Genomic DNA, 11,972 nt, shown 5'->3' on the forward strand with positions numbered 1-11,972 from the left:
AATGGCCCCTCCGGCGTTTTCGACTCTGTCGCCATGAAGCTTCGATGAAGCTTTGACTTGACAAGAAGCCTTAAAAAACCACAGGTCGCGGCTCGCAACGTCGTATCCCAACAGCCTTTTTTCGAGTCACCCATGTCCAAGACCGCGTCTCCGCTCGCGCCCAAATCGTTTCCGGCCCTTCCCGCCATCGACGGGGTCAGAATCGCGACGGCGGAGGCCGGCATCCGATACAAGAACCGGACCGACGTTCTCTACATGACCCTGGCCAAGGATACGGCGGTGGCGGGCGTGTTCACCCGCTCGAAATGCCCCTCGGCTCCCGTCGACTGGTGCCGCAAGAACCTCGCCAAGGGCACCGCCCGCGCGTTGGTGGTGAATTCCGGCAATGCCAATGCCTTCACCGGAAAGAAGGGCTCGGAAGCGGTGAAGATGACCGCGGATATCGCCGCCGAGGCGGCTGGCTGCCGCGCCTCGCAGGTCTTCATCGCCTCCACCGGCGTCATCGGTGAACCTCTCGACGCGACGAAGTTCGGAAACGTGCTCGCGGCTTGCGAGAAGAAGGCGAAGACCACCGCCTGGCTCGACGCCGCGAAGGCGATCATGACAACCGACACCTTCCCGAAAGTGGCGACGCGGACCGCCACCATCGGCGGCGTCGAGGTGACGATCAACGGCATCGCCAAGGGGGCGGGCATGATCGCGCCGGACATGGCGACCATGCTCTCCTTCATCTTCACCGATGCCCCGATCGCGGCTTCGGTGCTGCAGGCGCTTTTGAAGAAAGGTGCCGACAAGAGCTTCAACTGCGTGACGGTCGACAGCGACACCTCCACCTCCGACACGCTGCTCTTCTTCGCGACGGGGGCCGCCGCCGCCAAGGGCGCGCCGGCGATCGCGCTCCCGAGCGACCGTCGCCTGAAGGAATTCCGCGGTGCCCTGGAGAGCCTGCTCTGCGATCTCGCCCAGCAGGTCGCCCGCGACGGTGAGGGCGCGCGCAAATTCGTCACCGTGAAGGTGACCGGCGCCACGGGCGCCATCTCCGCCAAGCGCATCGCCATGTCCATCGCCAATTCGCCGCTGGTGAAGACGGCCGTTGCCGGCGAGGATGCCAATTGGGGCCGCGTGGTCATGGCCGTCGGCAAGGCGGGCGAGCCCGCCGAACGCGACAAGCTCGCAATCTGGTTCGGCGACATTCGCGTCGCCGTCAAAGGCGCCCGCGACCCGGAATACGACGAGGCCAAGACCACCGCCTATATGAGGGGCGACGAGATCACGATCCGCGTCGATCTCGGCCTCGGCCGGGGCGAAGCCAAGGCCTGGACCTGCGACCTCACCAAGGCCTATGTGGAAATCAACGGCGACTACCGGAGCTGACCGGCCCGGTCAGGGAATGACCCTGACCTTCATTTTGGTCGTGACGCGCATCGGGCCGCCGTATTGGTCGGTTCCGATGATGGCATAGGAAAACTCGTCCGGTCCCTGATAGCCCGGCTTCGCTACGTAATAGGGCATGATCCCTTGCACACCGGCCATTCCGGCTTTCGGCTTCTGAACGATGACTGCTTCCCTGATCGCTCCCTCAATGCCGTTCAGGCCGAAGCCGCATCCCTTGCCGGCCTTGACGGTCATCTCGCCTTCCAGATTCGCGACATGCGAGTTGAACGTCATCGGCGCCACGGCGCAGTCCTGGGCTTGTGCGCCGGCCGCGAGGAACGTGCAGGTAAGGCCGAAAACGGCCAGGGAAACAGGCTTTCTCATCGTTTCCTCCACTCTTTGAAATGAAATGTAATTTCGATACAAATCATCATCTATCGTGGAGGCTGGCTCGTGCAAGAAGCCGATTGGGATCGCCGGAACTGCCCTGTGCGTAACCTCACATCACGTCACCGGCGATGGAGCCAGACAGAAAGTCGGATCCCCTTTTGCGCACGATGCGCTCGAGCATTTTTCGGCGAAGTGGATCCGGTTCGCCGTTAAAAAATGCGGCAAAGTAAAGAAGAGAGCTGATTCCATGTCAGTGGAAACAGCTCTAAGAGACTAACAACTCGCCCTCAACGCCGTTTTCCTGAGCAGATTCATCAGTGCCCCCTCTCAAGCTCACCCTTGTCGTCGCCGTCGCCCTGATCGACACAGACAACCGCATCCTTCTGGCGCAACGGCCGGAAGGAAAGCAGCTCGCGGGTCTGTGGGAGTTTCCCGGAGGTAAGGTGGAGCCGGGCGAGCGGCCGGAGGAGACGCTGATCCGCGAGCTGCGCGAAGAGCTCGGAATCTCGGTGAAGGAGCCCTGCCTCGCGCCTCTGACCTTCGCGAGTTACGCTTATGAGAGCTTCCACCTGCTCATGCCGCTCTATGTCTGCCGCCGCTGGGACGGCTTCGTGCAGCCGCTCGAAGGCCAGGGCCTGAAATGGGTCAAGCCGCAGGAGCTGCGCTCCTATCCCATGCCGCCGGCCGATGAGCCGCTGATCCCCTTCCTCACCGATCTTCTCGGGCCCTAGAAGCGCATCCATGTCGTCCCAGCAAGCAACGGAAGCGGCTTCCGCAACGCCCGTTCCCACGGCCGCCTTCGTCGCCTCCAACCTGCTCGTTTGCTCGATGCTTTGGGGAAGCTCGCTTCTCCTGATCAAGCTGAGCGGCAATCAGAACCCCTTCGTTCTCGCGGCCATGCGTGGGCTGGTCGGCGGCACCACGCTCGGCCTCTGGTTCGCAATCCAGGGCAAAAGCGTTCTGCCGAAGCGAGGTGAATGGGGGATCTGGGCGACGCTCGGTACGCTCAACGGCTGGCTGCCGAACGTGCTCCTGGCCTATGCCCTGACACGAATTCCCACCGCGCCCGCAGGCATGATCCAGGCCTCCTCGCCTCTGATGGTGGCGGTGATGTCGCATATCCTTTTTGCCGACGAGCGGCTGAGCCCGCAGCGCTTCGTCGGTGTCGTGATCGGGCTCGTCGGCATGGCCATTCTGATCGGTCCGGCCGCCCTCCCCGACAGCGGCCTCGACGCGGTGGGCGTTCTGATCATGGTGGCGGTCGCCTTCAGCTATGCGACCGCGAACGTCTATGTCCGCACCGTCAGGCGAGCCGATCCGGCCCGCATGGCGCTCGGCCAGCAGGTTTGCTCCGGCTTGGGGGCGATGGTGCTCGCGCTGACCCTGGCCGGGCCGCCGGCCTTCGCGTCCGTGCCGCAGAACCTGTTGCCGCTCATCGCGCTCGGCGCCCTCGCCACGGCTTTGCCGATGCTGCTCTTCATGCATCTGATCAGCCGCACCGGCCCGACCCGCGCCGCGATGGTCGGCTACCTGACGCCGGTCTGGACCACCGTCATGGCGGTGCTGTTTCTCAACGAGAGCATCGGCCTGCGCGAGATCATCGGCGGCGCCGTGGTGATGGTGGGCGTGGCGTTCGTTTCCTTAAGCGGCCGGATCAGGTCAGCTCGCTGAGAGCCCTCCGGGTCTCGAACGGGATCTCCACCGGCCGCTGGGTGGCGCGGTCCACATAGACATGGACGAAGTGCCCCTGTGCTGCGGCCTGAAGGGCGCCTTCCTGGAAGATCCCGATCCGGTAGCGCACGGACGAACGCCCGAGATGGGCGACCGCGATGCCGGCCTCAAGCGCATCGGGAAAGGCGACGCTCTCGAAATAGCTGCAGCCCGATTCGACCACGAGGCCAATGACCGGGCTATCGGCGATGGCGAGCAAGCCCTTTTCGACGAGCCAGCCGTTCACGGCGCTATCGAAATACGAGTAGTAATGAACGTTGTTCACATGCCCATAGGCATCGTTGTCCATCCAGCGGGTGGCGATGGGACGAAACAGGCGGAAAGCGGAGCGGTCGGTGCGCGCGGGACGGTCGGACATGGAGCAGGTCACCAGGCCGCTTCGTAGATCGCTCGCGCATCCTGAAGCGTCAGCGGGCGCGGATTGTTCACGAGGAGCCGCGTCTGCTTCATCGCATCCTCCGCCATCATCGCCAATGCCTCCCGTGGAATGCCGACATCGCGCAGGCGCGGCTGCAGCCCGACCTTCGTGCAGAGCGACGCCAGCGCCTCGACGAAGGCGGCCGCATTGGCCTGGCCTTCGAGATCGGGAAACGCATGTGGCGCAAGCTCCGCATAGGCGGCCTCGCAGGCGCCGGCATTGAAGCGCAGCACATGCGGCAACACGAGCGCGTTGGACAGCCCGTGCGGGATGCCGAAATGCCCGCCGATGGGATAGGCGAGCGCATGAACGGCTGCCACCGGCGAGTTGGCGAAAGCCTGGCCTGCGAGCAGGGAGCCGAGCAGCATCGCGGAGCGCGCCTCCAGATCCTTTCCGTCATGCACGGCGCGCTCGATGTTGCGGCCGAGCAGACGCAGCGCCTCCTTCGCCAAAGCCTGCGAGACGGGGTTGTTGTTGGCGCTGGTCGAGGTATAGGCCTCGATGGCATGGACCATCGCGTCGATGCCGGTCGCGGCGGTCACATGCGGCGGAAGGCCGAGCGTGAGATCGGGATCAAGCAGCGCGATGTCCGGTATGATGAGCGGCGACACGACGCCCTTCTTCTCGTGCGCACCCGTGGTGACGATGGAGATCGGCGTGACCTCCGATCCGGTGCCGGCGGTGGTGGGAATGGCGAGCAGCGGCAGACGCGGTCCCTTCGCCATGCCGACACCGTAGATCTCCGACAGGCTCTCGCCGCCCGGGGTCAGCAGCGCCACGAGCTTCGCCACGTCGATGGACGATCCGCCGCCGAAGCCGATCACGGCCCGCGCTTCGAAATCGCGCGCCTTCTCAACGGCTGCCAGCACCACCTCCTCGGGCGGATCCGCGACGACCGCGTCGAACACGTCGACGGCGATGCCTGCCTCTTCCAGTGCATGCAAAGCGGGCGCGATCAGCCCTGCCTTCACGAGACCGGCATCGGTGATCAAAGCCACCCGTGGCCCGAGCCGCTGCGCCGCGATTTCCCCGAGGCGCGCAATGCTGCCGGAGCCGACGACGAGGGAGGGCGCGGTGTTGAAGGTGAACGGCAGCATGGGATTTCCTGCAGATAAGGTGCCTTTGCACCCGAGATTGCCCCGCAGGCCGCGGGCCAGCAACCAACAGCTGTTACGCCCTTAGGCGAAGACCTTAGTCGTTGAACTCTTCGATGGCGTCGACCTTCTCCGGATAGAAGGCCAGATGCTCCCTGATGGCCTCGACCGAGGGAAACGGCGTCTCATAGCTCCAGGCCGCGTTCTCCCGCACCAGCCCGCCGCCGTTCACCGTGAAATAGGACGCATCACCCTTGTAGGGGCAATGGGTGCGGTGATCGGTGGGATCGAGCAGGTCCATCCGGACATCCTCGCGCGGAATGTACTGCACCGCCGGAAGGGTCGCTTCCTGCAGGGTGAGCGCCTGCGTGGTCTCGGCGACGATGAAGCCGCCGAGCATGACCCGGATCCGGTGCGGATTCCTGGTGATGGTGATCGGATGATCCGGACCGGGCTCTTTCATGAAGCGATGCTTTCCAGAGACGTTTCTGGGAAAATCAGTATAGGTCAACTCGGTTGCGGCCCAAAGTGGCGGCAGGTTTACTTCTTATTGCTCTCGGGTCCGCCCTCTCTCACGCCGAGCGCATCGGCGAGCCGCACCTTGGCCGATCCGGGGCGCAGAGGCTTCTGCTGGCTTTCGTGCGGGGTCCAGCCCGAAAGCCACACGATCTCGAAGGTCGCCGGAATGCGGCCGTCGGCCTCGCCGAAGCGCTCCGCGTAGATCTCCGCCGTTCTCAGCAAGGTCGCACGCCGCAGCGGTGTCTTGCGGCGGTCGTTGAGGGCATTGGTCAGGCCCATGCGGCGCAGGTCCTGCATCAGGGCGAAGGCATGGGCATAGCGGACCCTGACGACGTCCGAATCGGTCACCGGCAGGGCAAATCCCGCCCGCTGCAGCAACCCGCCAATGTCGCGCAGATCGGCGAAGGGTGCGACACGCGGGCTTGCGCCGCCCTCGATCTCCGCTTCGGCCTGGGCCAGGGCCTGACGCAGCTCCGTCAGGGTCGAACCGCCCAGAAGCGCGCCGATGAACAATCCGTCGGCCTTCAGCGCCCGCCGGATCTGGACGAGCGCGCCGGGCAGGTCGTTCACCCCATGCAGAGCGAGGAGCGACACCGCCAGGTCGAAGCGCTCGCCGAAGAACGGCAATTGCTCCTCGTCGCCGAGAACGCTGCCCGGCTCGGGCACCGGAGACAGACGGATCACGGTCTCGGCACGCCCGCTCCGGCGCAGGGCCTCGGCCGCCGCCGGCGTCGGCGTGCCCACGTCGAGGGCGAGGGAGAAGGTCCGCAACACGGCAGAGAGCCGCTCTTCCAGATCCTCGACCGCGCGGGCGAGGAGAAAATCGGCATAGCCCTGACTCAGCGCCCGCGACAGGCGGCGGCGGACGAGGGAACGGTCGAAGACGAGAGGTGTGCTCATGAGGCGCTCGATATGGCGTCTGCCGTGCGAAGGTCCAAGGGATTTTTCAGGATCAAGCGCTTGTCATCCCCGGCGAGCGTAGCGAGGTAAGGGGATCCACAATCAGGCTCAGCGCCATGGATTCCCTTCCCCTCCGCTACGCGTCCTTCCGGGAATGACACAGAGGCGACCACCCTGAAGCTCCCCTCCTCGTCCTTCAAGCTGCCTTCGGCTAAGCTTGCCCCATGAGCGAGCCCCGCGATGCCCTTGAGACCCGATGGAGCTCCCGCCTCCGCCGCGGCGGGCGGGAGGCGTGGCGGGCGGCGCTCGGCCTGCTCTATCCCCCGACCTGCATCGCCTGCCAGGCAGCGACCGGCGAACCTCATGCCCTGTGCGCCGCCTGCTGGTCTCAAGTTCGCTTCATCGAGCGGCCCTTCTGCGAACGGCTCGGAACGCCTTTTGCCGTCGATCTCGGCCAGCCGCTTCTGTCGCCGGCCGCCATAGCCGATCCGCCGGTGTTCCAGCGTGCCCGAGCCGTGGCGGAATATGACGGCACCGCAAGCCTGCTCGTCCACCGCCTCAAGTACAATGACCGCCTGGAGCTTGCCCGGGCTCTCGGCGGCATGATGGCACGGGCCGGCGCAGAGCTGCTGCGGGAGGCCGACGTGATCGTGCCCGTGCCCCTGCACCGCTGGCGGCTGTGGTGGCGGCGCTTCAACCAGGCCATGGCTCTCGCCGGGGCGGTCTCGGCTGAGAGCGGACTGCCCTGCGATCCCTTCCTCCTCGCCCGCGTCAAGCGCAGCCGCCGGCAGGTCGGGCTCACCAAGGCGCAGCGGCAGGAGAACCTCCAGGGCGCCTTCCGCGTGCCCGTGGAAGCCAGGGCGCGGCTGAAGGACAAGCGCGTGCTCCTCGTCGACGACGTGCTCACAACCGGCTCCACCGCCAATGCCGCTTCGCGGGCGCTTCTGCGCGGCGGAGCGGCCAAGGTGGATATTCTGGCCTTCGCGCGAGTTGTGCGAGAGTCATGAAGCAGTTGTGACCGGAGCCCAAAGCTTCCTATATCCACTCCAACACAGGAGAATTCTCTGTCATGCCGCCTATCACGATCTACACCAAGGGCTGGTGCCCCTATTGCTCGGCCGCCAAGAAGCTTCTCGACGACAAAGGCGCCGAATTCACCGAGATCGACATCGAGAAGAAGCCGGAGGCCCGGGCCGAGATGATTCAGAAGGCCAAGGGCCGCACCACCGTGCCGCAGATCTTCATCGGCGAAAAGCATGTCGGCGGCTGCGACGATCTGTATGCTCTTGATGACAGGGGCCAGCTTGAGCCTTTATTGCAGGCCTGACGGAGACCAGATTCCATGACCTCGACCCGCTTCACCGCCGCCTGCATCCAGATGCGCTCCGGCCGCGACGTGCTCAAAAACCGCGACGCGGCCGTGGCCCTCGTCCGAGAGGCCGCGGATAAGGGCGCGCATTTCGCCCAGACGCCGGAGATGACCTCGCTCGTGTGCCGGGACCGGGCGGAGCTGTTCGACAAGGTCGGACCGGAAGCGAAGGACCCGGTGCTTGCGGCGCTTCGCGAGGTGGCGCGGGAGCGGAACATCGTGGTCCAGATCGGCTCGATCGCGGTGAAGGAGGGCGACAAGGTCGCCAACCGCGCCTTTCTCATCGGCACGGACGGCGAGGTCATCGCCTCCTACGACAAGATCCACCTCTACGACGTCGATCTGCCGAACGGCGAGAGCTGGCGCGAATCAGCCACCTATACCGGCGGTGCCTCAGCCGTCGCCGCCGAGACCCCCTGGGGCTATCTCGGCATGACCATCTGCTACGACGTGCGCTTCGCCGCCCTCTACAAGGCGCTTGCCGACAATGGCGCCTCGTTCCTCTCGGCGCCGGCCGCCTTCACCAGGCAGACCGGCGAGGCCCACTGGCACGTGCTGCATCGGGCGCGGGCCATCGAGACCGGGTCGTTCATGATCTCCGCCGCTCAAGCGGGCCTGCACGAGGACGGGCGCGAGACCTATGGCCATTCCGTGATCATCGATCCCTGGGGCCGGGTGCTGGCGGATGGCGGCACGGAGCCGGGCGTGTTCCTGGCTGAGATCGACACCGCCCTCGTCGCGGAGGTGCGCGGGCGCATCCCGACCCTCAAGAATGCGCGGCCCTTCAAGGTCGAGGTCGTTCCCACCATCGAGACGGATCGGGCGGCCACCGCCTGATCCCTTCCCTTTCCGCGCCTGAATCCTTACGTCTCCCAAGACATGATCAAGTATGCCCTGGCCTGCGAGCAGGCCCATGAGTTCGAGAGCTGGTTTCCTTCAAGCGAGGCGTTCGAGACGCAGCGCAAGCGCGGCTTCGTCACCTGTCCCTTCTGCGACTCGCCCAACGTCGAGAAGCAGATCATGGCGCCCTCCGTCGCGCGCACGGACAAGGCCCCGCCGGCACCGATGCCGGAGGCGCAGCCGGTCGCGGTTCTCACCGACCGCGAGCGCGAATTGCGCGCCGCCCTGCGGGCGTTGCGCGAGCACGTGATGAAGAACGCCGAAGATGTCGGCAAAGGCTTCGTCGAGGAGGCGCGCAAGATGCATTTCGGCGAGACGGAGGAGCGCTCGATCTATGGCGAGGCGGATCTCGCGGAGGCGCGGGCGCTGCTGGAGGAAGGCATCGACGTGCTGCCTCTTCCTGTCGTGCCGGACGACCGGAACTAGCCGCTACGCCTCAGGATTACGCCTCAGCCGCATCAAAATCGGGGCTTTCCTTGACGGTCTTCTTCACCAGCGACACGCATTTCGGCGATCCGCGGGTCCTGCGCATCGACAAGCGCCCGTTCAGGACGATTGCCGAGCATGATGAGGCTCTCATCAAAAACTGGAACGCGGTCGTCTCAGGCAGCGACGAGGTCTGGCATCTCGGCGATTTCGCGCTGCATGTACGGCGGGAGCGGATCGACGAGCTGCTGGGCCTGCTCAACGGCCGCAAGCATCTGATCACCGGCAACAACGACGGCCCGGAAACGCTTGCGGCGCAAGGCTGGGAGAGCGTGCAGGCCTATGCGGAAATCCATCTGGAAGGTCATGCCATGGTCATGTGCCATTACGCCTTCCGCACCTGGAAGAACATGGGCCGCGGCTGGATCGACCTGCATGGACATTCGCACGCCAAGCTGAAGCCGCAGACGCGCCAGTTCGATGTCGGCGTGGACGCATTCGACTATCGCCCGGTGACTCTCGAGACGATTCTGGCCTCCCGGACGAGACGCCGGAAGGCCAGTGCCGAAGTGGCCTCTGACTGAGAGACGCTGTCAGATTCCGGCTTTCACAGGTGCCAATACCGGCGAGGCGTCAGCGCGGTCGAGCCTGCGGCTCCACAGCGCCAGGAGCAGGCCGGAGGCGGGCAGCAGGGCCGCGACCCACGGGACCGCGCCCAGGCCCAATCCGTGATCGATCACGAAGCCGCCGAGCCAGGCGCCGAGCGCGTTGCCGAGATTGAAGGCGGCGATGTTGAGGCTCGAGGCCAGGCTCTGGCCGGCGCCGTCGGCCTTTTCCAGCACCCACATCTGCAGCGGCGGCACGGTGGCGAAGGCGGCGGCGCCGAGGAGACCGACGAAGGCGATTGCCGCGATCCTGTTGTGGATGCCCAGCGTCATGGCCGCGAGGACGACGGCAAGGAGGCCCAGCGTTCCGATGAGGGTCGCCATCAGGCGGCGGTCGGCGAGCCTGCCGCCCACGAGATTGCCGAGCACCAATCCGCCGCCGAAGACCAGCAGGACCGGCGAGACGGTGGCCTCCGAGAAGCCGGTGATCTCGGTCAGGATCGGCGCGATATAGGTGAAGACCGCGAAGACGCCGGCATAGCCGAGCACCGTGGTGAGGAGGCCGAGCAGCACCGGGCGGCGCGCGAGCACCTTGAGCTCGTCGCGCAGGCTTCCGCCCTCCGAAGCCTCCTCGCGATCCTTCGGCACGAAGAGCGCGATCACGGCGAGCGCCGCCACGCCGACGGCGGTCACCGCCCAGAAGGTGGCGCGCCAGCCATAGGCCTGGCCGAGCCAGGTGCCGAAGGGAACGCCGAGGATGTTGGCGACGGTCAGCCCCGTGAACATGATGGCGATGGCCGAGGCCTTCTTGTCGGCCGGAACGAGGTTCGTGGCCACGACCGAGCCGACGCCGAAGAAGGTGCCGTGCGCGAAGGCCGTCAGCACGCGGGCGGCCATCAGCGTCGCGTAGTCCGGCGCGACGGCGCAGGCGAGGTTGCCGAGGGTGAAGACGATCATGAGCGCGAGCAGCACATTCTTGCGCGACCAGCGGCCGGTGAGCGTGGTCAGCAGCGGCGCGCCGACCACGACGCCCAGCGCATAGCCGGAAATGAGCAGGCCCGCCGCCGAGATCGAGACGCCGAGATCGGCGCTGACCTGCAACAGCAGGCCCATGATGACGAATTCCGTGACGCCGATGCCGAAGGCACCGGCCGTCAGGGCGTAGAGAGCAAGAGGCATGGGAGCGTCCTTGAGCGAAGTGTTGCCGCAAGATGGACGCCATGAGGCTTGTGAACTAGCCTGCCGGCAGGCACATCATTTATGAATTGAACTCACAATGGCGCGGATGGACATCAACCGGTCGGGCGAGATGGAGGTTTTCGTCCGGGTCGTCGATCTCGGCGGCTTTTCCGCCGCCGCCCGCGCGCTGCGCATGACGCCCTCGGCCGTAAGCAAGCTGATCGCAAGGCTGGAGGCCCGCCTCGGCACTCGCCTCGTCAACCGCTCGACGCGCAAGCTGCAGCTCACCCCGGAGGGTTCGGCCTTCTACGACCGCGCATTGCGGGTTCTCGCCGATCTCGACGAGGCCGAGCGCGGCGCCGCTTCGGGTGCTGCGCCCCGGGGTCGTCTCAGAGTGAACACGAACGTGCCGTTCGGTACCCATTATCTCATTCCGCTCCTGCCGGATTTTCTGAAGCGGCATCCCGAGGTGAATGTGGAGGTGACGCTGACGGATACGGTGGTCGACCTGCTCGAGGACCGTGCCGATGTCGCCATCCGCATCGGCCCGCTGAAATCCTCGCAGCTCGTCGCCCGCAAGCTCGGCGAGAGCCGCATGATGCTGGTCGCGGCGCCCGCCTATCTCGGAGCGCGGGGCACCCCGGAGACGCCGGCGGATCTGGCCCGGCACAACCTTCTCGGTTTCAGCTTCGCCCGCCAGAGCAATGGCTGGCCGTTCCGAAAGGCGGACGGCAGCGCAAGCGCCGTGGTGCCGACCGGCAACGCCCAGGTCAGCGACGGCGAATCGATGCGGCTTCTCGTTCTCACCGGCCTCGGCATCAGCCGCCTGTCGCTCTTCCATATCGGCCCCGACGTGGCAGCAGGGCGCCTCGTGCCGGTGCTGGAGGTCTATAATCCCGGCGACACGGAAAGCATCCACGCGATCTATGTCGGCGGCGGCCATCTTCCGGCGCGGGTGCGCGCCTTTCTCGATTATCTCGTGGAAAGGGTGCGGCTGGATTGAACCGTCAAGAAAAGCTTCTTCTGATGATAGAAGGACGAGGAGTTCGCGGTGGGTGTGAGTGCGA

General features: G+C 65.7%; 15 protein-coding genes. 9 read left to right on the top strand and 6 right to left on the bottom strand.

From position 1 onward, the window contains the following. Positions 1–132 precede the first annotated feature (132 nt). Entirely contained in the window at positions 133–1,374 is a 1,242-nt protein-coding gene (argJ, locus tag JKL46_RS05715; RefSeq protein ID WP_201830696.1) for a bifunctional glutamate N-acetyltransferase/amino-acid acetyltransferase ArgJ, read from the top strand. A gap of 9 nt (positions 1,375–1,383) precedes the next feature. Here argJ and JKL46_RS05720 read toward each other — a convergent pair whose 3' ends face one another. Beyond that, a complete protein-coding gene (locus JKL46_RS05720; RefSeq protein WP_201830697.1) occupies positions 1,384–1,758 on the bottom strand; it encodes a hypothetical protein in 375 nt (124 codons plus the stop codon). A gap of 323 nt (positions 1,759–2,081) precedes the next feature. On the opposite strand from JKL46_RS05720, the gene JKL46_RS05725 reads away from it, so the two are divergent. Both JKL46_RS05725 and JKL46_RS05730 read left to right on the top strand, forming a co-directional pair. Beyond that, complete coding sequence (locus JKL46_RS05725) at positions 2,082–2,495, top strand: NUDIX domain-containing protein (RefSeq protein WP_201830700.1); 414 nt, start codon at positions 2,082–2,084, stop codon at positions 2,493–2,495. A 10-nt stretch (positions 2,496–2,505) separates the two neighbouring features. Further along, the gene (locus JKL46_RS05730; protein ID WP_201830704.1) at positions 2,506–3,435 is read left to right on the top strand and encodes a DMT family transporter; all 930 of its coding nucleotides are present in this window, start codon (positions 2,506–2,508) and stop codon (positions 3,433–3,435) included. On the opposite strand, the gene JKL46_RS05735 is transcribed toward JKL46_RS05730, so the two are convergent. From JKL46_RS05735 to JKL46_RS05750, 4 genes are all read right to left on the bottom strand, one after another. Next, positions 3,419–3,853, bottom strand: coding sequence for an acyl-CoA thioesterase (locus tag JKL46_RS05735; RefSeq protein WP_201830707.1), 435 nt, complete (start codon positions 3,851–3,853; stop codon positions 3,419–3,421). The genes JKL46_RS05730 and JKL46_RS05735 overlap by 17 nt on opposite strands. Positions 3,854–3,861: 8 nt before the next feature. Further along, positions 3,862–5,010: an iron-containing alcohol dehydrogenase gene (locus JKL46_RS05740; protein WP_201830710.1), complete on the bottom strand. Its 1,149-nt coding sequence runs from the start codon at positions 5,008–5,010 to the stop codon at positions 3,862–3,864. A gap of 94 nt (positions 5,011–5,104) precedes the next feature. Further along, complete coding sequence (locus JKL46_RS05745) at positions 5,105–5,470, bottom strand: DUF427 domain-containing protein (protein ID WP_201830714.1); 366 nt, start codon at positions 5,468–5,470, stop codon at positions 5,105–5,107. Between the two features lie 77 nt (positions 5,471–5,547). Then, entirely contained in the window at positions 5,548–6,426 is an 879-nt protein-coding gene (locus tag JKL46_RS05750) for a methyltransferase domain-containing protein (protein WP_201830715.1), read from the bottom strand. Between the two features lie 224 nt (positions 6,427–6,650). Between JKL46_RS05750 and JKL46_RS05755 the strand changes: the two genes are divergently transcribed. The 5 genes from JKL46_RS05755 to JKL46_RS05775 all read left to right on the top strand — a co-directional run bounded on the left by JKL46_RS05755 (position 6,651) and on the right by JKL46_RS05775 (position 9,705). After that, positions 6,651–7,433 carry a ComF family protein gene (locus JKL46_RS05755; RefSeq protein ID WP_246529170.1) on the top strand — a complete coding sequence of 261 codons (783 nt, stop codon included), beginning with the start codon at positions 6,651–6,653 and terminating at the stop codon, positions 7,431–7,433. A gap of 62 nt (positions 7,434–7,495) precedes the next feature. Then, a complete protein-coding gene (grxC, locus tag JKL46_RS05760; RefSeq protein WP_201830722.1) occupies positions 7,496–7,753 on the top strand; it encodes a glutaredoxin 3 in 258 nt (85 codons plus the stop codon). Positions 7,754–7,768: 15 nt separating this feature from the next. Beyond that, entirely contained in the window at positions 7,769–8,632 is an 864-nt protein-coding gene (locus JKL46_RS05765; RefSeq protein WP_201830723.1) for a carbon-nitrogen hydrolase family protein, read from the top strand. A gap of 42 nt (positions 8,633–8,674) precedes the next feature. Further along, entirely contained in the window at positions 8,675–9,121 is a 447-nt protein-coding gene (locus tag JKL46_RS05770; protein WP_201830724.1) for a DUF1178 family protein, read from the top strand. Positions 9,122–9,171: 50 nt separating this feature from the next. Then, on the top strand, positions 9,172–9,705 hold the full coding sequence (locus tag JKL46_RS05775; RefSeq protein ID WP_201830725.1) for a metallophosphoesterase family protein: 534 nt from the start codon (positions 9,172–9,174) through the stop codon (positions 9,703–9,705). A 9-nt stretch (positions 9,706–9,714) separates the two neighbouring features. Here the strand turns inward: JKL46_RS05775 and JKL46_RS05780 are convergent, their stop codons facing one another. Continuing rightward, a complete protein-coding gene (locus JKL46_RS05780) occupies positions 9,715–10,905 on the bottom strand; it encodes an MFS transporter (RefSeq protein ID WP_201830726.1) in 1,191 nt (396 codons plus the stop codon). 97 nt (positions 10,906–11,002) lie between these two features. On the opposite strand from JKL46_RS05780, the gene JKL46_RS05785 reads away from it, so the two are divergent. Next, entirely contained in the window at positions 11,003–11,908 is a 906-nt protein-coding gene (locus JKL46_RS05785) for a LysR family transcriptional regulator (RefSeq protein WP_201830727.1), read from the top strand. The last annotated feature ends 64 nt before the right edge of the window (positions 11,909–11,972 follow it).

The sequence above is a fragment of the Microvirga zambiensis WSM3693 genome (genome assembly GCF_016735695.1).
Classification (GTDB): domain Bacteria; phylum Pseudomonadota; class Alphaproteobacteria; order Rhizobiales; family Beijerinckiaceae; genus Microvirga; species Microvirga zambiensis.